The organism is Halopseudomonas maritima (assembly GCF_021545785.1).
In the GTDB taxonomy this organism is placed as follows: domain Bacteria; phylum Pseudomonadota; class Gammaproteobacteria; order Pseudomonadales; family Pseudomonadaceae; genus Halopseudomonas; species Halopseudomonas maritima.
Genome location: NZ_CP079801.1, coordinates 3,079,095 through 3,099,495, shown reverse-complemented (window position 1 = coordinate 3,099,495; position 20,401 = coordinate 3,079,095). Strand labels below are relative to the sequence as shown.

The following is a 20,401-nucleotide window of genomic DNA, read 5'->3' as shown; positions in this document are numbered from 1 at the left end:
ATCAATGAGCGAAGATCGATCGACCAACGGGCATAAGTCGTGGCTGGATAAGCTAGTCCAGGCTTTTGTCCATGAACCCAAAAACCGCCAGGAACTGCTCGAGCTGCTGCGCGAGGCGCACAGCAACGAGGTCCTGGACATTGAGGCCCTGTCGATCATCGAGGGTGCACTGCAGGTCTCGGACATGCAGGTCCGTGACATTATGGTGCCGCGCTCGCAGATGACCACCATCAAGGCAACCCAAAGCCCGCGTGAATTCCTGCCGGCGGTGATCGAGGCAGCGCACTCGCGCTTTCCGGTCATCGGCGAGAGCATCGACGACGTGCTCGGCATACTGCTGGCCAAAGACCTGCTGCCGCTGCTGCTGGAAGAAAACACCGAACGCTTCAACATCAAGGACATTCTGCGCCCGGCCACCTTTGTGCCCGAATCCAAGCGCCTGAATGTACTGCTGAAAGAGTTTCGCGCCACCCGCAACCACATGGCCGTAGTCATCGACGAATACGGCGGCGTTGCCGGCCTGGTGACCATCGAAGACGTGCTGGAGCAGATCGTCGGTGACATCGAAGACGAGCACGATGTCGATGAAGACAGCCAGATCAAACCGCTGCCCAGCGGCGACTATCTGGTCAAGGGCCTGACCCCGATCGATGAATTCAACGAGCACTTTGACACCAGCTTCCCCGACGAAGAGTTTGATACGGTTGGCGGCCTGGTGATGAATGCGTTCGGCCACCTGCCCAAGCGCAACGAGGTCGTCGAGCTGGACGGCTTCCGCGTGCGCGTGTTGAATGCTGACAGCCGGCGCGTCCACTTGCTGCGCGTTACCCTGGTCAACCGCTGAGTCCATCGCGATAAGGAACACCCCATGCACGCCCTGCTGAGCCGCCTGCGCGGCCCCGGCCTTATCGGCCACCTGATCGCCCTGGTCGCGGGCGCGCTCAGCACCCTGTCCTTCGCGCCCTATAACCTTTGGCCGCTGGGCATGCTCTCGGTGGCCCTGCTCTATCAGGGGTTAAAGGAGGTTACGCCCGGGCAGGCAGCGTTACGCGGCGGCGCCTGGGGGCTGGGGCTCTTTGTCTCTGGCGTGTCCTGGATCTATATCAGCATTCACCTGCACGGCAATGCCTCCCCGCCGCTGGCTGCCTTCCTGACTGGCGGCCTGGAGCTGGGCCTGGCCTGCTTCTTTGCTCTGATGACCTGGGTCTGGGCACGCTTTATTCGCCCACAGGGCGCCTGGAGCGGCAGCCTGAGCTTTGCATTACTGTGGTTTGCTCAGGAAATGTTCCGCGCCTGGTTCCTGACCGGCTTCCCCTGGCTGTATCACGGTTACGCCCACAGCCAGACCTGGCTGGCCGGCTGGGCGCCGATCGGCGGCGTTTGGCTGCTGGGCGTGCTATCGGTGTTCATGGCTTGCCTGCTGAGCGAGTGGCGCCTGGCGCGCAAGCCGCTGCAGCTGCTCGGCGCGGCGCTGCTATTTGGCGCTATCTGGGGCGGCGGCCTGTTGCTGTCCTACATCGACTGGACGCAGCCAACCGGCAAGCGCCTGAGCGTCAACCTGGTGCAGGCCAATATCGCCCAGTCCAACAAGTGGGACCCGGCCTACATTACCCGCACGCTGGAGCTGTATCGCGACCTGACCTACGCTCAGCCAGCGACCGACCTGGTGGTGTGGCCGGAAACCGCCATACCTGTCCTGCAAAGCCAGGGAGCGTATTTTGTCGATGGCATCGCCGCCAATCTGGCCGAGGAAGGACGCACCCTGATAACCGGCATCCCGATCGACACCCAGGATGCCGATGGCCTGCGCATCTACAACGGCATCATGGTTGGTGGCAGCGAGCCACGCAGCCAGTACATGAAACAGAAGCTGGTCCCCTTCGGCGAGTACGTGCCATTGGAAGAGCTACTGCGCGGGCTGATCGACTTTTTTGACCTGCCCATGTCCAGCTTCAGCCGCGGCCCGGCCGATCAGCTGCCACTGCAGGCAGCAGGTTATGCTCTGGCACCGCTGATCTGCTATGAGGCCGTCTACCCTGACTTTGCCGCCAGGCTGGCCGCCCAGAGCGAGCTGCTGATCACCATCAGCAACGACAGCTGGTTTGGTTCCTCGATTGGCCCGCTGCAGCACCTGCAAATGGCGCAGATGCGCGCCCTGGAAGCCCAGCGCTGGATGATTCGCGCGACCAACAACGGCGTCACCGCGCTGATTGATCCGCGCGGTAGCATTCGCCAGCGCATTCCGCAATTCCAGCAAGATGTGCTGATCGGTGAAGTGCAACCCATGACCGGCCTGACGCCCTACCTGCGCTGGCGCAGCTGGCCGCTGATTGCCCTGGCGCTGCTGGTGCTAGTGCCGTGTGTCCTGCGGCGGCGCCAGACCCGGTAAAGGTGTGCGCTCTGCCAGCGCACAGAGTATCTGTTGCAGTAGCGCCAGGTCGGCCTCACTCAGACCCTTGAGCTCCAGCTCCGGCGGCAACTCTGCGTTACCGCCCATCCACTGCCGCGTGTGCGCCATATCCAGAGCCTGATCCAAGCGTCGCAGCAAGCGGCTATAGCCACTGTCGGCAGAATGACTGACCAGCGTCTCTGATATTCCTGCACACATGCTGTCACCTCCCGAGCGGATTTGCCCGTACCAGTAGGGCGCGGGCTTTCCTAGAGAATAGACGCCCCAACACGCTTGCTAACCGCCCGACGACGAATGGCACAGCGACTACCTGAGGGGCGCCGGGTGGTGTATCCTGCCCCATTCCTTTTTCCTCTGTACGAGTCACCAGACCCACGCCATGCAAGAACAGTATTCACCGAGTGAGATAGAAGCCGCCGCCCAGGCTGACTGGGATAACGCCGAGGCCTTCAAGGTCAGCGAAACCCCTGGTCAGGACACCTACTACTGCCTGTCGATGTTTCCGTACCCCAGCGGCAAGCTACACATGGGACATGTGCGCAACTACACCATCGGTGACGTGATCGCTCGCTACCAGCGGATGCAGGGCAAGAACGTACTGCAGCCCATGGGCTGGGACGCCTTCGGCATGCCGGCGGAAAACGCCGCGATGAACAATAAGGTCGCTCCGGCCGCCTGGACCTACTCCAACATCGATTACATGCGCACCCAGCTGAAAAGCCTGGGGCTGGCCATCGACTGGACGCGAGAAATCGCCACCTGCAAACCCGACTACTACCGCTGGGAGCAGTGGCTGTTCACCCGCCTGTTCGAGAAAGGCATCATCTACCGCAAAAACGGTACCGTGAACTGGGACCCGGTCGATCAGACCGTACTGGCCAACGAGCAGGTAATCGACGGCAAGGGCTGGCGCAGTGGCGCAGTCATCGAGAAGCGCGAAATCCCGATGTACTACTTCGCGATCACCAACTACGCCGACGAGCTGCTGAGCTCGCTGGATGAGCTGACCGGCTGGCCTGAACAGGTCAAGACCATGCAGCGCAACTGGATCGGCAAGTCGGTCGGCATGGAAGTCCAGTTCCCCTACGACACCACCAGCATCGGTCACGACGGCACCCTGAAAGTCTTCACCACCCGTCCTGACACACTGATGGGCGCAACCTACGTTGCAGTCGCCGCCGAGCATCCGCTGGCGACCCAGGCTGCCGAAAACAACCCTGCCCTGCAGGCCTTTATTGATGAGTGCAAGCGCGGCGGCGTTGCCGAAGCGGATATTGCCACCCAGGAAAAGAAAGGCCTGCCGACCCCTCTGTATGTGCTGCATCCGCTGACCGGCGAGAAGCTGCCGGTGTGGGTCGCCAACTATGTACTGATGGGCTACGGCGAAGGCGCGGTGATGGCCGTGCCGGCGCATGATGAGCGTGACTTTGCCTTTGCCAGCAAATACAGCCTGCCGATCAAGCCGGTCATCCGCACCTCCGCCGGTGACGAAACACCCGAGCCGTGGCAAGACGCCTACGGCGAGAAAGGCGAGCTGATCAACTCCGAAGAGTTCGACGGCCTGGATTACGACAGCGCCTTCACCGCCATTGGCGAAGTGCTGAAGCAGAAAGGCCTGGGCGAGCCGCGCACCCAGTTCCGCCTGCGCGACTGGGGCATCAGCCGCCAACGTTACTGGGGCTGCCCAATCCCGATCATTCACTGCGACAGCTGCGGCGACGTACCGGTGCCGGATGACCAACTGCCGGTGGTATTGCCTGAAGACGTGATCCCCGATGGCGCCGGCAGCCCGCTGGCAAAGATGCCCGAATTCTACGAATGCAGCTGCCCGAAATGCGGCGCCGCTGCCAAGCGTGAAACCGACACCATGGACACCTTCGTCGAGAGCTCCTGGTACTACGCGCGCTACGCCAGCCCGCAGTATGACCAGGGCATGGTCGACCCGGCCGCCGCCAACCACTGGCTGCCGGTTGATCAGTACATCGGTGGTATCGAACACGCGATTTTGCACCTGCTCTACGCCCGCTTCTTCCACAAGCTGATGCGCGACGAAGGCCTGGTCAACAGCAACGAGCCGTTCAAGAACCTGCTGACCCAGGGCATGGTACTGGCCGACACCTACTTCCGCCTTGAAGCCAATGGCTCCAAGACCTGGTACAACCCGGCTGACGTGGATATCGAGCGCGACGGCAAGGGCAAGATCATCGCCGCCACCCTGCGCAGCGATGGCCAGCCGGTCGAGATTGGCGGCACCGAGAAGATGTCCAAGTCCAAGAACAACGGCGTGGACCCGCAGGCCATGATCGACCAGTACGGCGCCGACACCTGCCGTCTGTTCATGATGTTTGCCTCACCGCCGGACATGAGCCTGGAGTGGTCCGACTCCGGTGTTGAAGGCGCCCAGCGCTTCCTGCGCCGCGTCTGGCGCCTGAACCAGCAGCATCACGCCAAGGGCCCGACCGCAAAAGCCGACCTCAGCAACCTGAGCGACGACCAGAAAGCCGTACGCCGCGCCATTCACCTGGCCATCAAGCAGGCCAGCCAGGATATCGGCCAACACCACAAGTTCAACACCGCCATTGCCGCCGTCATGACCCTGATGAATGTGCTGGAAAAAGCCCCGCAGGACGCCGAGCAGGACCGCGCGCTGCTGCACGAAGGGCTGGAGACCGTCGCCCTGGTGCTGGCGCCGATTGCCCCGCACATCAGCCATAGCCTCTGGCAGTCACTGGGTCACAGCAACGCGATCATTGATGCGCGCTGGCCGCAGGTCGACGAAAGCGCCCTGGTTCAGGACAGCCTGCAACTGGTGATTCAGGTCAACGGCAAGCTGCGCGGTCATATAGAAGTCGCCGCCGATGCCAGCCGCGAGCTGATTGAAGCGACTGCCCGGGACAACGAGAATGTGCTGCGCTTTACCGAAGGACTGACGATCCGCAAGGTCATCGTCGTCCCCGGCAAGCTGGTCAACATTGTCGCCAACTGATTTTGCAACGGAGAGCCAAGATGTCACTGTCCACACCCCGCCTGCTGCTCAGCTGCGCCGTGCTCGGCGCCACCCTGCTCGCCTCCGGCTGCGGTTTTCACCTGCGCGGCACCGGTGTCGATAGCGTTGAGCTGAACCAGCTCAACGTTACCGCCCACAACCGCTATGGGCCAACCTACCAGCAAGTGCTGCAGGCGCTGGAAATCGACGGCGTTGAGGTCACCCCAAGCGCGCCCTACACGTTGCAGCTGCTGGCAGAGAACCAGAGCAGTCGAGCGGTCAGCTACACCAGTAGCTCGACCCCGGCGGAATACCAGCTGAGCAGCAGCCTGACCTTCCAGATTGCCGATCGCCAGGACCGCGCCTTGATTGGTCCGGAAACCATCGACACGCAGCGCACCTATGTCAACGACAAGGACAACATCATCGGCACCACTGAAGAAGAAGATCTGCTACGCCGGGAGATGCGTCAGGACCTGACCCGTCAGCTGCTGTTCCGTCTCTCCAGCCTGACCGAGAGCGAGCTGTCCAGCCGCGAATCGCGCCTGGACCAGCAACAGGGCAACTGAGCAACGCATGAAACTCAATGCGCCCCAGCTGGGCAAACAGCTCAGGGACGGGCTGACGCCGATCTATGTGGTCAGTGGTGACGATCCACTGCTGTGCGGCGAAGCCTGCGATCTGATCCGTCAGGCCTGCCGCGCTGCCGGCAGCGAAGAACGCCAGGTCTTTGATGTCGACCGCAGCTTCGACTGGGCGCAACTCTACGAGGCCAGCCACAGCCTGTCGCTATTTGCCCAGAAGCGTCTGCTGGAACTGCGCCTGCCCTCGGGCAAGCCCGGTGACGCTGGCGCCAAGGCGCTGCTCGCCTATCTCGAGCAACCCGCCGAAGACACCACCCTGCTGATCAGCCTGCCCAAGCTGGACGGCAGTACCCAGCGCAGCAAATGGGCCAAAGGGCTGATCGAGCACGCCAACAGCCGCTTTGTGCAAATTTGGCCGATCGAGCCGCAGCAACTGCCAACCTGGATTCGCGACCGCCTGGCGCAGGCCGGCCTGCAAGCCAGTCCCGAGGCTGTTGACCTGCTCAGCGCCCGGGTCGAGGGCAACCTGTTGGCCGCCGCGCAGGAGATTGAAAAGCTCAAGCTTTACTGCCCACAGGGCCAACTGGAACTGGAGACCGTACAGCAAGTCGTCGCTGACAGTGCCCGCTTCGATATTTTCCACCTTAGCGATGCCATGCTGCAGGGCCAACCGCAGCACGCGTTGCGCATGCTGCACGGCCTGCGTGGCGAAGGGGTGGAGGCTCCCGTAGTGCTCTGGGCGGTCAGCCGCGAATTGCGCTCGCTCACGGACATGGCCCAGCAGCAGGCTCGCGGCATACCGCTGGACAAGGTGTTTTCCAGCCAGCGCCCACCGGTCTGGGATAAGCGCAAACCGCTGCTGCGCGGTGCCCTGCAACGTCATCCGGCCGACGCATGGGAACGCTGGCTGAACGCCGCGCAAAACGTAGATGAGCAAATCAAGGGACAGGCGCCAGGCTCACCCTGGGATGGCCTGGCGCGCATTCTGGTAGAAGCTGCCGGCGCCCGCCTGCCGCTCTAGGGTCTGTTGACGTTTCGTTCACCTGCCTGTTGCAGCCTGCAAAGCCACCAATCAAGGAGCGAGAAGCGTAGCGTGGTCATTCCACGTGAGCGACGAGCGACGCCGAGTGGCGGCTTTACAGGCGCAACCCGCAGGGCCGGGGCCATTTTTCGGCCATGCTGCGTTGTCGGTCGCTTATGTAGAGCGACTACACTGCGCTCCCTCCGCCTTGCCTGGCCGAAAAATGGCCTCCGGCAGGCGGGTGAACGAAACGTCAACAGACCCTAGGCAGGCAAAGAGCAGAGCCCGCCCCTCGCCAATCAGCGCAGCAGCAACAACGGACAGTCGGTGCGCTGCAACATGGCCGTGGTGGTACTGCCCACGAGAAACCGCCGAATCCGTGAGTGACCGTAGGCGCCCATCACAATCAGATCCATCTGCTGTTCGCGGCGATAGCCAAGCAGCACGTCTTCTACCTCGCCGGCGCGAATCGCAGCACTGGCTTCGAACCCAGCCTCATGCAGCTGCCGGCACGCGGCCTCGATTGCCTCGCGAGAATCAGCCGTGTCAGCGCCGACCATCAGCAGATGAATCGACAACCCACGCAGCAGCGGACTCTGCAACAGCAGGTCTAGCCCCTTGCGTACACTCGGGCTGTTATCGAAGGCGACCAGCACGCGCTGCGGGGCCCGATAGGTGCCTGTGGTCACCAGCACCGGGCGGTGCAAGGTGCGAATCACGCTCTCCAACTGACTGCCGACCTGGCTTGACGCCTTGCTGCAGGCCTCGCCCTGACGCCCCATCACCAGCAGCCGCACCTCTGACTCCAGCTCCTGCAGGGTATCTACCAGCCGGCCATGACGCTGGCGCAGCAAGGGTTCGGCAACGCCGTCGGCGCGCGCTCGCTCACAGGCGGCATCAAGCATCAGCTTGCCCTGCTCACGCAGCAACCGGGCGCGCCGTTCATCCAGCTCGGCCAGCTCGTTGAGCAGCAACTCACGACTGCCCAAACCAATGCTGCCGGACAGATCGGCGGGTGCTGAACCCGGCACTGGCTCAAGTACGTGCAAGAGCGTCAAAGGGGCCGTCAGCCGAAGACTGGCCCAGGCCGCATAATCGCAGACCGCCTCGCTGGCAGCCGAGCCGTCGATACAAGCCAATACCCGTGATTCGTTCATGCTGCCCTCCAGGGTCTGTTGACGTTTTGTTCAACCGCCTGCCGGAGGTCATTTTTCGGCCAGGCAAGGCGGAGGGAGTGCAATGTGGTCATTCCACACAAGCGACCGACAACGCAGCATGGCCGAAAAATGGCCCCGTCCCTCCGGGTGGGGCCGCCGAGGTTGCGCCTGTAAAGCCGCCACTCGATATCGCTCGTCGCTTATTTGGAATGACCACAAAAACGCCGGGAGCGTTTTTGCGCGCCAGCCCCGAAGGGGTGAGGCACAGGGATGTGCTGACCAAACTGAGTTCCTCGCTCTTTGATTGGTGGCTTTACAGGCAGCAACAGGCGGATGAACAAAACGTCAACAGACCCTAGCCTCAATGACCACCGAGGTGGTCAACCGCCTCCGGCTTATCGTGTACGCCAAAGCGGTCAACGATGGTGGCACTCGCCTCATTCAAACCAATCACTTCTACCGCAGTGCCTTCCCGGCGGAACTTGATAACGACCTTATCCAACGCGCCCACCGCAGTGATATCCCAGAAATGGGCACGATGCAGGTCAATGACCACCCTATCAAGCGCTTCCTTGAAGTCAAAGCCTGCGGCGAATTTATCGGAGGAGCTGAAAAACACCTGACCAACCACCTGATAGCGGCGCTCATTGCCATCGGCGCTCAACTCGCTACCGATATGCAGGTAATGACCGATCTTGTTGGCAAAAAACAGCGCTGCCAGCAGCACACCAACAAACACACCGTAAGCCAGGTTGTGGGTAGCCACGACGACCGCAACCGTGGCCAGCATAACCACATTGGTCGAGAGCGGGTGATGACGCAGATTGCGAATCGAATCCCAGCTGAAGGTGCCGATCGACACCATGATCATCACCGCGACCAGTGCCGCCATCGGGATCTGCCCGACCCAATCACTGGCAAAGACCACCAGGATCAGCAACACCACACCGGCAACAAGACAGGACAACCGCGTGCGGCCGCCTGACTTCACGTTGATCACCGACTGTCCGATCATCGCGCAGCCGGCCATACCACCCAACAGACCAGACGCGATATTGGCCACGCCCTGCCCCTTACACTCGCGATTCTTGTTGCTCGGGGTGTCAGTCAGATCATCCACAATGGTTGCCGTCATCAGCGACTCCAGCAGCCCCACCACCGCCATCGCCGCCGAATACGGCAGGATGATGAGCAGCGTATCCAGATTCAGCGGCACGTCCGGCCAGAGGAACACGGGCAGCGTATCAGGCAGCTCGCCCATGTCCGCGACAGTGCGGATATCCAGACCCAGGTAAACCGCTACCGCGGTCAGCAGCAGAATGCATACCAGCGGCGAAGGAATCACCTTGCCAATGCGCGGCAACAGCGGGAACAGGTAGATAATCCCCAGACCTGCCGCGGTCATGGCATAGACGTGCCAGGTGACATTGGTCAACTCCGGCAGCTGCGCCATGAAGATCAGAATCGCCAACGCATTCACAAAGCCCGTCACCACCGAGCGCGAGACAAAGCGCATCAGCGACCCCAGTCTCAGGTAGCCAGCGGCAATCTGCAGCACCCCACACAACAAGGAGGCGGCCAACAGGTATTGCAGCCCATGCTCACGCACCAGCGTCACCATCAGCAGCGCCATGGCGCCGGTAGCTGCCGAGATCATGCCTGGCCGTCCGCCGGTAAAGGCAATCACCACGGCGATACAGAAGGAGGCATACAGCCCGACCTTGGGATCAACGCCGGCGATAATGGAAAAAGCGATGGCTTCGGGGATCAGCGCCAGCGCTACCACCAGCCCGGACAAGAGATCGCCGCGCACATTGGATAGCCACTCGCGGCGTAACCTGTCTGTCAGAGTCATCAGATTGCAAACCTGTTCAATACCAGTGAGAAGGGTCACCAGTCGCGCCAACTCCGCCGTTACCAGCACAGACCTGGCAGCTGGCCGCGTCAGGACACAGCTGCGCAGAGCCAGGCCGCGCCTCTACTACAGCAGGGCGAGCCATATGACGAACCGGGAAAGGCGCGAACTCTAGCATACTTGCTCCAAGGCGGCCATTTGCCGCCCTTGCCGGATGCGCCCTCAGCTGTCATTGTCGACAGAGGCTGGATAATGCTGCGAGCAGCCGCTTGCCGGAACCTTTTGCACCGCAGTAGTCTCCAAAAGCCCAGGCAGACGCATCGCGTTGCCCTGCCGATACTACCGCTCACCTATCAGGGAATACGCTATTTCATGCCCGCTCGCCGCACGCGCCTGCAACTGCTCACCTCACTCAGCCTGCTATGCCTCGGCGCTTGTGCCGAGACACCCAGCGTTGCCCAGAACCTCACACCGGCAGTGGTAGCGCCGACAGCGCCGGCTACAGCGAGCGTCGAGACACCACAGCAACCCCAGACGTTCAGCGCCTGGCAGGCCGACTTTCGCCGCGAAGCGTTGAGCAAGGGCATTGATGCAGACTTGTTTGATCGCGCCTTCAGCGGCGTCACCCCCGATCCTGACGTGATCCGGGCCGACCGCAGCCAGCCCGAGTTCTCGCGCCCGGTCTGGGCCTATCTGGACGGCGCACTGTCCAACTTGCGGGTCGCGGGTGGTAAGCGCCGGCTACGCGACGAAGCGACCACCTTCGACGCCATCGAACAGCGCTATGGCGTTGATCGCCATATCCTCACCGCTATCTGGGGCCTGGAGAGCAACTTTGGCCAGAACATGGGCAGTCGCGAGGTTATTCGCTCCCTCGCCACCCTCGCCCACGAGGGGCGCCGTCCGGCGTTCGCCCATGACCAGTTGCTGGCAGCCCTGGACATCTTGCAGCACCGGGACATTGAGCCCAGAGCCATGCTCGGCTCCTGGGCCGGCGCCATGGGGCAAACGCAGTTCATTCCCACTACCTACAACCAGTACGCAGTGGACTTTGACGGGAACGGACGCCGGGATATCTGGAACTCGTCAGCTGACGCCCTGGCGTCCGCCGCCCATTATCTGAAAGCTTCCGGCTGGCAGAGCGGCCAGCGCTGGGGGCAGGAAGTCCGCCTGGGCGCCAGCTTTGATTACGCGCTAGCCGACCCCAGCGTGAAAAAGTCGGTCAGCGAATGGCAGGCACTCGGGGTCAGACCCGCCGTGGCAGACAGCTTTGCCGCTGAGCTGACGGACAAACAGGCGTCCATCCTGCTCCCTGCTGGCTACCGCGGCCCAGCCTTCCTGCTGCTGCACAACTTCAGCACCATCATGCGCTACAACAACTCCACCAGCTACGCCTTGGCAATCGGCCTGCTGTCCGACCGCTTTCAGGGCAACGGCCAGATCCAAGGCCAGTGGCCCACCGAGGACCGGCCGCTGTCGCGCAGCGAACGGCTGGAGCTGCAGCGCCTTTTGACCCAGCGCGGGCTTGAGCCAGGCGGCATCGACGGCATCATCGGCGCCAATACGCGCAACGCTATCCGGCGCTTCCAACAGCAGCGTGGCGTTCCGGCCGACGGTTATGCATCCGCAGCCCTGCTGGAGCAGCTGCGCGCACGCTAGTGCTGGTCCCCTAGGGCAGCGGGCTGTGGTAAACTTCACGGCGGCCAAAAGCCGCCCGTGCCGACTGGCACCCCGTGGAGCCCTACCAGGAGTCCTGCCCCCCATGTCCGACAGCCCGCAGAAGTCTGTTGCCAGTGGCGAGAAATTTCGCAACGCCCAAGGTATCGCCGCCATCAAGGACGGTCAGAAACGCCGCAACAGCGCCGAACCTCAGGTGTTTTCCCCCAAGCCAAAGTGGCTGCGCGTCAAAGCGCCTGGCGGCGACCGCTTCGAAGCGGTCAAACGCAACGTCAGCGAACACCGCCTGAGCACGGTCTGTCAGGAATCGCACTGCCCCAACATGGGTGAATGCTGGTCCAACGGTACGGCCACCATCATGCTGATGGGCTCGGTCTGCACCCGCGCCTGCCGCTTCTGCGCCGTCGACACCGGCAACCCCAACGGCTGGCTGGACAAGGAAGAGCCGGACAACACCGCCAAGTCGGTCGAGCTGATGGCGCTGCGCTACATCGTGCTGACCTCGGTTGATCGGGATGATCTGGACGACGGCGGCGCAGCCCATTACGCCGCCTGCGTACGCGCTATCAAGCAACGCACTCCGCAGGTGGTGGTGGAAGCCCTGACCCCCGATTTCGACGGCGAGCTGAGCGCCATCGAGGCAGTGGTCGACTCTGGTCTGGAAGTCTTCGCCCAGAACGTCGAAACCGTCGAGCGCCTGACCCATGACGTACGTGACCCACGCGCAGGTTACCGCAAGACATTGGATGTGCTGGCTCACGCCAAGAAGCACCGCCCTCAGGTACTGACCAAAACCAGTTTGATGGTTGGCTTGGGCGAAACCGACGACGAGATCCTGCAGACCTTCAAGGAGCTGCGCGAGATTGGCGTCGACATCGTTACCCTCGGCCAATACCTGCAGCCAACCCGCAATCACCTGGCCGTTCAACGTTGGGTCAGCCCCGAAGAGTTCAACCGCTACCGCGAGATAGGGCTGGAAATGGGCTTTATGGAAGTGGCAGCGGGCCCGCTGGTGCGCTCCAGCTACCGCGCCGACCGGGTATTCGAGAAGAACAACCTGGGCCTGGCAGCCCCCGTCCCGGTGCCTGGCCAGGCGCAGGACACCAGCGACGTCAGCCTGATTCCCGCATTGAATCTCGGCTAAGAGCGCCGCTAGGCGCTGTAGCCCAGCCGCGCCCGCAGCGCCTGGGCCAGCTGCTGCTCAATCACCGCGATATCCACCGGCTGGGCGACATGCTCGCTCAGCTGCGTCATGCGCAGCCCTGCATAGCCACAGGGATTGATCCGCCCGAAGGGCTCCAGATCCATATCCAGATTCAGCGCCAGGCCATGGAACGAGCAGCCCCTGCGCACACGCAACCCCAGCGAGGCTATTTTGTCGGCGCCAACATAGACGCCAGGCGCATCTGCCCTGGGGGCTGCAACCACGCCATGCAATGCGAGCACATCGACCAGGCTTTGCTCCATGGCCGTGACCAGGTCGCGCACACCCAGACCCAGGCGGCGTAAATCCAGCATGAGATAACCGACCAGCTGGCCAGGACCATGGTAGGTCACCTGACCGCCGCGCTCGGCCTGCACCACCGGTATGTCTCCGGGAGCCAGCACGTGTTCTGCCTTGCCCGCCTGCCCCTGAGTGAACACGCGGGGATGCTGCAGCAACCAGATTTCATCAGGCGTATCGGGGCCACGCTCTTCAGTCAGCCGACGCATGGCCTCGAGCGTGGGCTGGTAGTCAACCAGCCCCAGATGGCGCACCTGCAGGAGGGGCGAGGCGCCCATCACAGCACCATGTGCACGCGACCGGTCGCCTTGAGATCACGGTGCAGCGCTTCGAGTTGTTGCTGTCCAGTCGCGGTAATCACGATGCGCAGCGACAGAAAGCGACCGTTCTTACTGTCCTTGAGCTCGATGGCGCTGGTATCAGCGCCTGGGTCGTGCTTTTTGACTACCTGGCAGATCGCCTCGGCAAAGTCGTCACTGGCCGTACCGATCACTTTGATCGGGTACTGGCAGGGGAACTCGATTTTCGGAGCCTGGGGCTCGTTTACATCAGCCATGGGGTACTCCTCAGTCAAACAGGCCGTAGAAGAACAGGCGAATGCTATCCCACAGGCGACCAAAGAAGCCTGCCTCTTCGACCGCAGACAGGGCAACCAGCGGTGCCTTGTGCACCACCTCATCACCCAGTTTGACCTCTACCTCACCCAGTACATCGCCCACCTGGATCGGCGCTACGATAGGCTTGTTCAGGGTCAGACCAGCCTCCAGCCTGTCCGCCTGCCCCTTGGGCAGCGTCAGCATCAGACCATCCTGCAGGCCCAGCTCAACGCTATTCTGCGCGCCCTTCCAGACCGACTCTTCGGACAATACCTGCCCCGGCTGGTAGAAGGTTTTGGTTTCAAAGAAGCGGAAGCCCCAAGTCAGCAGCTTCTGGGTTTCGGCTGCGCGCGCCGCCTCACTGGTGGTGCCCATGACCACCGAGATCAAGCGCATGTCATCGCGCTTGGCAGACGCCACCAGGCAATAGCCGGCCTCTTCGGTATGGCCGGTTTTCAGGCCGTCCACGGTGCTGTCACGCCAGAGCATCAGGTTACGGTTGGGCTGGCGGATTTCGTTCCAGACAAATTCCTTCTCGCCGTAAATGGCGTAATGGGATTTGGGGTCATCACGGATGATCGCCTGCGCCAGGGTGGCCAGATCGCGGGCCGAGGCGTAGTGATTCTCAGCCGGCCAACCGGTGGCATTAACAAAATGGCTGTTGGTCATGCCCAGACGCTGGGCCTGGGCGTTCATCAGGTCGGCAAAGGCATCTTCACTGCCGGCAACGTGCTCGGCCAAGGCGATACTGGCGTCATTACCAGACTGGATGATGACCCCACGCAGCAGGTCAATAACCGACACCTCGGTACCCACGCGGATAAACATCTTGGAGCCGCCCATGCGCCAGGCCTTCTCACTCACCAGCACGGGGTCGTTTTCAGCAATCTGGCCGCGCTTGATCTCCTGACTGACGATGTAGCTGGTCATCATCTTGGTCAAACTGGCGGGCGGCAACGGGTTGTCGGCGTTGTTTTCGACCAGTACCGCACCACTGTTGGCGTCGATCAGCAGGTAGCTGGTAGCCGCCAGGTCCGGCGCCGATGGCACAATCGGTGCTGCCGCAGAAGGCGCGTTCAGCGTCGGCGTGGCCGGGCTCTGCGCATGGGCAGCGCCGGTCACGACAACGGCGGTGGAAATCAGCAGGGTCGAAATCAGTTTTTTCAACATGGTGCTCACAATATGGTGGAGAGAGACGTTGTTAGGGATACAGCTGTTCAGTTCACGGTGACCAGCGTGGGCGTACCCAGATTGGCCACGCGCAGGGTTTCGATCATCCGCCGCGCTTCGTCCTGGCTGGACAGCGGGCCAACCCGAACACGATGCAATGTGCGGGTATCAACCTGCACCGGACTGACCCAGACATTACTGCCGACCACACCCAGCACACGCTGGCGCAGCGCTTCGGCAGCCTGGTTTGAAGCAAAGGCACCGACCTGTAGATAGAGGCCAGTCTGCACGTTTTCAACCGGCTCTGGCGGCAGGGCAGCAGCCACGGGCGCCGCACTCACTGCCTCACGGGTTACCAGATAGCTGGGGTTGTTCTGCTGCTGCCAGGCCACCGGGTCAATGCCCTGCACCAACACGCGGGCGGTGCCCTGGTCGGCATACCCAAGCTTTTTGGCGGCGGCAAAGGAGAGGTCAATGATGCGGTCGGAATAGAACGGACCACGGTCATTGACCCGCACAATGATTTTGCGCCCGTTTTCCAGGTTGGTGACCTCTACATAGCTCGGCAGCGGGAGCGTCTTGTGCGCTGCGGTCATGCCGTAGAGGTCATACAACTCGCCGTTGGCGGTGTTCTGGCCGTGGAACTTGGTGCCGTACCACGAGGCAGTACCCTCCTCCCGGTAGTTGCGCCCGTCCTGCATCGGATGATAGCGCTGCCCCAGCACCGTGTACGGCGAGGCCTTGTAGGCCCCGGTATGCGGTGTCGGCACCGCATCGGGGATCTGCGACACATCCTGCATATAGCTGGGCGGGCCGTCGTGCAGCGGCCGGGGGGCGCTGGACGACGGCGCGCTGGTAGTGCTGCTGCCGGTTTGCGGCGCAGAAGAACAGGCCACCAGCACCGTTGCCAGGCTGCTGAGCAACAGGCAACGTATCGGGGACATGGCAGTCGGCATCATTCGGGCCTGGCCTCACGTAACAGGTCTGCGAGTTGGTGCACTACCATGGCATACATGACGCTGCGGTTGTAGCGGGTAATGACGTACAGATTGTTCAGACCGACCCAGTACTGCATTCGTTCCCCGGCATCAAACTCAAATGCCATTACTTCCTGCTCATCCGGCAGTGCAGTCTTAGGCGTCCAGCCGAGCGCCTTGAGCTCGGCCACAGTACGCCGCGCCTCCAGACCCTGGGTCTCGGTGATGCCCTCCTTCACGCGCTCACCCGTCACCTCAGCGGCAACTGCCACCTGGGCCCCATGGGTCCAGCCGTGCTGGTGGAAATAATTGGCAACACTACCGATGGCGTCGACCGGGTTATTCCAGATATCGACCTTGCCGTCGCCATCAAAGTCGACCGCATAGGCCTGATAGCTGGAGGGGATGAACTGCCCATAGCCCATGGCGCCGGCGTAGGAGCCCTTCAGCGTCAGCGGATCAATCTGCTGCTCACGGGTCAGCACCATGTAGCTCATCAGCTGCTTGCGGAAGAAGTCGGCGCGCGGCGGATAGTCGAACCCGAGCGTTGCCAGCGCGTCCAGCACCCGATAGGAGCCCATGTTACGGCCGTAGAAGGTCTCGACGCCGATAATGGCGAGAATTACTTCAGGCTCAACGCCGTACTCCTGCTCGGCCCGCGCCAGGGTGTCGGCGTGTTCAGCCCAGAACGCCAGGCCGCGCTCGATACGCTGATCGGTGATGAAGATGGCCCGGTACTCGTGCCAGGGTTTGACCCGCTCGGCCGGACGCGAAATGGCCTTGATAATGTTGTCCTGATGCTCGGCCTGATCCAGCAAGGCCTGCACGTGCTCGGCGCTGAAACCGTGCTCGCGCTGCATCTGCTCAATAAAGGCCGGCACGCCGGGGTGGTCCGGGCCGTAATCCTGCGCTTGCGCCGGCAGCACACAGGCGGAACCCAGGACGAGTGCCGCGCACTGGCGGCGAAACAGTGAAAATGCAATCAACTTTGTGCCATCCATTTCTTGTGTGTCTGGATTGACATGAGAATGCCGAAGCCCAGCAGCAGGGTCACCAGCGAAGTTCCCCCGTAGCTGATGAAGGGTAGCGGCACGCCCACCACCGGCAGCAGACCACTGACCATGCCGATGTTGACGAATACGTAGACGAAAAAGGTCAGCGTAATGCTGCCCGCAAGCAGTTTGCAGAATGCATCCTGGGCTTGCAACGTAATCACCATGCCGCGGGCGATCACCAGCAGGTACATACCCAGCAGCAGGCAAACACCCACCATGCCGAACTCTTCGGCGAGCACGGCGATGATGAAATCCGTATGGCCTTCCGGCAGGAAATCCAGGTGCGATTGGGTGCCCTGCAGCCAGCCCTTGCCGAACACCCCACCCGACCCGATAGCGGCCTTGGACTGGATGATGTTCCAGCCCGAACCGAGCGGGTCGCTTTCCGGGTTGAGGAAGGTCAGCACGCGCTGTTTCTGATAACCGTGCATAACAAAGAACCACATCCCTGCGGCCGCCGGCGCCAGCGCCAGCAGCGCACCGATGATATAGCGCCAGCGCAGCCCGGCCAGCAGCAAGGCAAAGATGCCCGAAGCAGCAATCAGCAGCGAGGTGCCCAGATCCGGCTGTTTGAGGATCAGCACCGTGGGCACCATGACAATCGCCAGCGAGCCGACCACGTGTTTGAAACTCGGCGGCAAGGTACGCCGCCCCAGATACCAGGCCACGCTCATGGGCATCACCAGCTTCATGATCTCCGATGGCTGAAACCGCATCACACCCGGGATCGTCAGCCAGCGCTGCGCGCCCTTGGCCTCGGTGCCGACCGCCAGCACCGCCACCAGCAACAGGGCGCCGCCAACATAGGCCACAGGTACCCAGCGCTGCATAAAGCGCGGCTGAAACTGCGCCACCACCAGCATGGCAGCAATACCCACGGCAAAATAGGCAAGCTGTCGGTACACCATGCCGAGGTTCTTGCCACTGGCCGAATACAGTACAAAAGCGTCCACCGCCGCCAGCGCCAGAATCAACAGCAACAGCCAGGGGTCAACATGGATACGGGTCCAGATCGACTCCCTGCTGCGCAGGCCCTGTCCGGACACCGGCATCGACTTCATGGTGTGGTCTCCTGCTCCGCCGACTCCGGCGCCGGCTCCTGCGGCAGGCGCGGCAGCACCCAGGCGTCAAACACCGCGCGAACCACCGGGCCTGCCACGCGGCCACCGGACTCGCCGTTCTCGACCAGCGCAGCCACTGCAATCATCGGCTTCTCTGTCGGCGCAAAGCCGACAAACAGGGCGTGGTCCCGGTGCCGCTCGCGCAAGGCTGCCGAGTCGTAGCGTTCCCCTTGGGCAATCGCCACCACCTGCGCGGTGCCACTTTTACCGGCCATGTTGTAGGGCGCGTTGGCGGCCGCTGCACGGGCAGTACCGTGCGGTGACTGCATTACATCCTGCATGGCCTGGGTAATGAAGTCCCAGTCGCTGTCATTGCGAATCTGGATGTTCGGCGGCGTGTCAGACTCGTCCGGCAACAAACCTTCTGCCTCTTTGAGCAAGCGTGGACGATGCCAGACACCGCGGCTGGCGATCAGCGCGGTGGATTGCGCCAGCTGCAGCGGTGTCGCCAGCATGTAGCCCTGACCGATACCGGCAATCAGCGTCTCGCCCGGATACCAGGGCTGGCGGTACCGACCACGCTTCCAGTCGCGCGAGGGCATCAGACCGGCGGCCTCTTCGTACATGTCGATGGAGACGCGTTGACCAATACCAAACTGGCTCATGAAGTCGTGCAGCCGGTCGATGCCCAGTTTGTGGGCAAGATCGTAAAAATAGGTGTCGTTGGAACGGGCGATGGCGTAGGACATGTCCACCCAGCCGTCGCCAGCACGGTTCCAGTTGCGGTACTTATGACTGACATTGGGCAGTTGGTAGAAACCCGGATCGTAGACCCGGCTGGTGCGCGTGACTACACCGGCATCCAGGCCGGCCAGGGCGACAATGGGCTTGATCGTCGACCCTGGAGGGTACTGGCCGCGCAGCACCCGGTTGAACAACGGCTGATCGAGCGAGTCACGCAGCGCGCCGTAATCGGCGTAACTGATGCCCGTGACGAACAGGTTGGGGTCAAAACCGGGCTTGCTGACAAAGGCCAGCACCCCACCGGTGTTCGGATCAATGGCCACCACCGCGCCGCGCCGATCACCCAGTGCTTCTTCGGCCACCGCTTGCAACTCGGCGTCCAGCTCCAGCGTCAGGTCACTTCCGGACACCGGCTCGGTGCGCTTGAGCACGCGCAGCACCCGGCCACGGGCATTGGTTTCGACTTCTTCATAACCGACAGTGCCGTGCAGCAGTTGCTCGTAAAAGCGCTCGATACCGGTCTTGCCGATGTAGTGGGTGCCGGCATAGGCCACCGGGTCGATGGATTTGAGTTCCTGCTCGTTAATGCGCCCCACATAGCCCAGCGCATGGGCAAAGTGATCCGCGTAGGGGTAGTAGCGCACAAAGCTGGCCTGCACCTCGACACCGGGCAGGCGGAACTGGTTGATCGCAATGCGGGCAATCTGCTCCTGGGTCAGCTCGAACATCACTGGCACCGACTCGAAAGGACGGCGCGCCTGCGACAGGCGGCGCTCAGCCTGAGCCAGGTCCTCTTCACTGAGCGCCAGCAGCGAGCGCAGCAGCTCAAAGGTGGCCGGCAGGTCCTCAACCCGGTCACGGGTGATGGTCAGACTGTAGCTGGGCCGGTTCTCCGCCAGTACCACACCGTTGCGGTCGTAGATACGGCCGCGGGTGGGCGGAATCGGCTGGACGTGCACCCGATTGTTTTCCGACAGGGTGGAGTGATGCTCGTACTGAGTCACCTGCAGGTGGTACATGCGCGCCACCAGCGCGCCCACCAGCGCAACCACAACCACCGCTGCCAGCACCAAACGGCGCTGCACGATGCGGGCATCAATATTGTGGTCTTTCAGGTGAATCGGCTTGGCCATGAATCACTTGTGATAGGGATGACGATTGAGAATGGTCCAGGCCCGGTACAACTGCTCGGCGAGCAGGATGCGCACCAGCGGATGCGGCAGGGTCAACGGCGACAGCGACCAACGCTGATCGCTGCGCGCCGTCACCTCGTCCGGCAGCCCTTCCGGCCCGCCCACCATCAGGTTGACGGTACGCGCATCCAGACGCCAGCTATCCAGTTGCTCGGCAAGGGTCTCGGTAGACCAGGCGCGACCATTGACCTCCAGGGTGACGATACGTTCCCCAGGTTGTACAGCCGCCAGCATCTGTTCGCCCTCGCGCCGCATCAAGCGCGCGACGTCAGCGTTCTTGCCACGCGTGGTCAGGGGAATTTCCACCAGCTCCAGCGGCAGCTCGGGGGGCAGGCGCTTGGCGTATTCCTGATAGCCCTGCTCGACCCAGCGCGGCATGCGCGAGGCCACGCTGATCAGGCGAATGCGCAA

General features: G+C 62.3%; 18 protein-coding genes. 7 read left to right on the top strand and 11 right to left on the bottom strand.

What is annotated here, in order from left to right:
* The first annotated feature begins 4 nt into the window (after nucleotides 1-4).
* Both HV822_RS14285 and lnt read left to right on the top strand, forming a co-directional pair.
* Nucleotides 5-844, top strand: coding sequence for an HlyC/CorC family transporter (locus tag HV822_RS14285; protein WP_238870823.1), 840 nt, complete (start codon nucleotides 5-7; stop codon nucleotides 842-844).
* A 24-nt stretch (nucleotides 845-868) separates the two neighbouring features.
* A complete protein-coding gene (gene lnt, locus HV822_RS14280) occupies nucleotides 869-2,389 on the top strand; it encodes an apolipoprotein N-acyltransferase (protein ID WP_238870822.1) in 1,521 nt (506 codons plus the stop codon).
* Here the strand turns inward: lnt and HV822_RS14275 are convergent.
* The gene (locus HV822_RS14275) at nucleotides 2,351-2,608 is read right to left on the bottom strand and encodes a hypothetical protein (protein ID WP_238870821.1); all 258 of its coding nucleotides are present in this window, start codon (nucleotides 2,606-2,608) and stop codon (nucleotides 2,351-2,353) included. The genes lnt and HV822_RS14275 overlap by 39 nt on opposite strands.
* A 181-nt stretch (nucleotides 2,609-2,789) precedes the next feature.
* Between HV822_RS14275 and leuS the strand changes: the two genes are divergently transcribed.
* From leuS to holA, 3 genes are read left to right on the top strand one after another with little or no spacing between them, the layout of a single operon-like run.
* Nucleotides 2,790-5,396, top strand: coding sequence for a leucine--tRNA ligase (gene leuS / locus HV822_RS14270; protein ID WP_238870820.1), 2,607 nt, complete (start codon nucleotides 2,790-2,792; stop codon nucleotides 5,394-5,396).
* 20 nt (nucleotides 5,397-5,416) lie between these two features.
* Entirely contained in the window at nucleotides 5,417-5,965 is a 549-nt protein-coding gene (locus HV822_RS14265; RefSeq protein ID WP_238870819.1) for an LPS-assembly lipoprotein LptE, read from the top strand.
* Between the two features lie 7 nt (nucleotides 5,966-5,972).
* On the top strand, nucleotides 5,973-7,001 hold the full coding sequence (gene holA / locus HV822_RS14260) for a DNA polymerase III subunit delta (protein ID WP_238870818.1): 1,029 nt from the start codon (nucleotides 5,973-5,975) through the stop codon (nucleotides 6,999-7,001).
* Nucleotides 7,002-7,300: 299 nt separating this feature from the next.
* On the opposite strand, the gene HV822_RS14255 is transcribed toward holA, so the two are convergent.
* Both HV822_RS14255 and HV822_RS14250 read right to left on the bottom strand, forming a co-directional pair.
* Nucleotides 7,301-8,158 (bottom strand): universal stress protein, encoded by an 858-nt coding sequence (locus HV822_RS14255; RefSeq protein ID WP_238870817.1) that lies wholly within the window; start codon nucleotides 8,156-8,158, stop codon nucleotides 7,301-7,303.
* A 361-nt stretch (nucleotides 8,159-8,519) separates the two neighbouring features.
* Entirely contained in the window at nucleotides 8,520-10,013 is a 1,494-nt protein-coding gene (locus HV822_RS14250; protein WP_396264895.1) for a SulP family inorganic anion transporter, read from the bottom strand.
* A 372-nt stretch (nucleotides 10,014-10,385) separates the two neighbouring features.
* On the opposite strand from HV822_RS14250, the gene HV822_RS14245 reads away from it, so the two are divergent.
* Nucleotides 10,386-11,672, top strand: a complete 1,287-nt coding sequence (locus tag HV822_RS14245; protein ID WP_238870816.1) for a lytic murein transglycosylase — start codon at nucleotides 10,386-10,388, stop codon at nucleotides 11,670-11,672.
* 103 nt (nucleotides 11,673-11,775) lie between these two features.
* Entirely contained in the window at nucleotides 11,776-12,834 is a 1,059-nt protein-coding gene (lipA, locus tag HV822_RS14240; protein WP_238870815.1) for a lipoyl synthase, read from the top strand.
* An 8-nt stretch (nucleotides 12,835-12,842) separates the two neighbouring features.
* On the opposite strand, the gene lipB is transcribed toward lipA, so the two are convergent.
* From lipB to rlmH, 8 genes are read right to left on the bottom strand one after another with little or no spacing between them, the layout of a single operon-like run.
* Nucleotides 12,843-13,472 (bottom strand): lipoyl(octanoyl) transferase LipB, encoded by a 630-nt coding sequence (gene lipB, locus HV822_RS14235; protein WP_238870814.1) that lies wholly within the window; start codon nucleotides 13,470-13,472, stop codon nucleotides 12,843-12,845.
* Complete coding sequence (locus HV822_RS14230) at nucleotides 13,472-13,750, bottom strand: HP0495 family protein (protein ID WP_238870813.1); 279 nt, start codon at nucleotides 13,748-13,750, stop codon at nucleotides 13,472-13,474. Before HV822_RS14230 ends, lipB begins: the two co-directional genes overlap by 1 nt.
* A 10-nt stretch (nucleotides 13,751-13,760) precedes the next feature.
* Nucleotides 13,761-14,960, bottom strand: a complete 1,200-nt coding sequence (locus HV822_RS14225) for a D-alanyl-D-alanine carboxypeptidase family protein (protein ID WP_238870812.1) — start codon at nucleotides 14,958-14,960, stop codon at nucleotides 13,761-13,763.
* Between the two features lie 47 nt (nucleotides 14,961-15,007).
* Nucleotides 15,008-15,904: a septal ring lytic transglycosylase RlpA family protein gene (locus HV822_RS14220; RefSeq protein ID WP_238870811.1), complete on the bottom strand. Its 897-nt coding sequence runs from the start codon at nucleotides 15,902-15,904 to the stop codon at nucleotides 15,008-15,010.
* A gap of 11 nt (nucleotides 15,905-15,915) precedes the next feature.
* A complete protein-coding gene (gene mltB / locus HV822_RS14215) occupies nucleotides 15,916-16,908 on the bottom strand; it encodes a lytic murein transglycosylase B (RefSeq protein WP_396265167.1) in 993 nt (330 codons plus the stop codon).
* Nucleotides 16,909-16,919: 11 nt separating this feature from the next.
* A complete protein-coding gene (gene rodA, locus HV822_RS14210) occupies nucleotides 16,920-18,053 on the bottom strand; it encodes a rod shape-determining protein RodA (protein WP_238870810.1) in 1,134 nt (377 codons plus the stop codon).
* Entirely contained in the window at nucleotides 18,050-19,930 is a 1,881-nt protein-coding gene (gene mrdA, locus HV822_RS14205; protein WP_238870809.1) for a penicillin-binding protein 2, read from the bottom strand. The genes rodA and mrdA overlap by 4 nt, the downstream gene beginning before the upstream one ends.
* A 3-nt stretch (nucleotides 19,931-19,933) precedes the next feature.
* Entirely contained in the window at nucleotides 19,934-20,401 is a 468-nt protein-coding gene (gene rlmH / locus HV822_RS14200) for a 23S rRNA (pseudouridine(1915)-N(3))-methyltransferase RlmH (protein ID WP_238870808.1), read from the bottom strand.

Coding starts and splice junctions, on each gene's coding strand:
- leuS (WP_238870820.1), top strand. CDS start 2,790: ATGCAAGAACAGTATTCACCGAGTGAGATAGAAGCCGCCGCCCAGGCT.
- HV822_RS14250 (WP_396264895.1), bottom strand. CDS start 10,013: ATGACTCTGACAGACAGGTTACGCCGCGAGTGGCTATCCAATGTGCGC.
- lnt (WP_238870822.1), top strand. CDS start 869: ATGCACGCCCTGCTGAGCCGCCTGCGCGGCCCCGGCCTTATCGGCCAC.
- HV822_RS14275 (WP_238870821.1), bottom strand. CDS start 2,608: ATGTGTGCAGGAATATCAGAGACGCTGGTCAGTCATTCTGCCGACAGT.
- lipB (WP_238870814.1), bottom strand. CDS start 13,472: ATGGGCGCCTCGCCCCTCCTGCAGGTGCGCCATCTGGGGCTGGTTGAC.
- HV822_RS14285 (WP_238870823.1), top strand. CDS start 5: ATGAGCGAAGATCGATCGACCAACGGGCATAAGTCGTGGCTGGATAAG.
- holA (WP_238870818.1), top strand. CDS start 5,973: ATGAAACTCAATGCGCCCCAGCTGGGCAAACAGCTCAGGGACGGGCTG.
- rodA (WP_238870810.1), bottom strand. CDS start 18,053: ATGAAGTCGATGCCGGTGTCCGGACAGGGCCTGCGCAGCAGGGAGTCG.
- HV822_RS14265 (WP_238870819.1), top strand. CDS start 5,417: ATGTCACTGTCCACACCCCGCCTGCTGCTCAGCTGCGCCGTGCTCGGC.
- HV822_RS14225 (WP_238870812.1), bottom strand. CDS start 14,960: ATGTTGAAAAAACTGATTTCGACCCTGCTGATTTCCACCGCCGTTGTC.
- HV822_RS14255 (WP_238870817.1), bottom strand. CDS start 8,158: ATGAACGAATCACGGGTATTGGCTTGTATCGACGGCTCGGCTGCCAGC.
- HV822_RS14220 (WP_238870811.1), bottom strand. CDS start 15,904: ATGTCCCCGATACGTTGCCTGTTGCTCAGCAGCCTGGCAACGGTGCTG.
- lipA (WP_238870815.1), top strand. CDS start 11,776: ATGTCCGACAGCCCGCAGAAGTCTGTTGCCAGTGGCGAGAAATTTCGC.
- HV822_RS14245 (WP_238870816.1), top strand. CDS start 10,386: ATGCCCGCTCGCCGCACGCGCCTGCAACTGCTCACCTCACTCAGCCTG.
- HV822_RS14230 (WP_238870813.1), bottom strand. CDS start 13,750: ATGGCTGATGTAAACGAGCCCCAGGCTCCGAAAATCGAGTTCCCCTGC.
- mrdA (WP_238870809.1), bottom strand. CDS start 19,930: ATGGCCAAGCCGATTCACCTGAAAGACCACAATATTGATGCCCGCATC.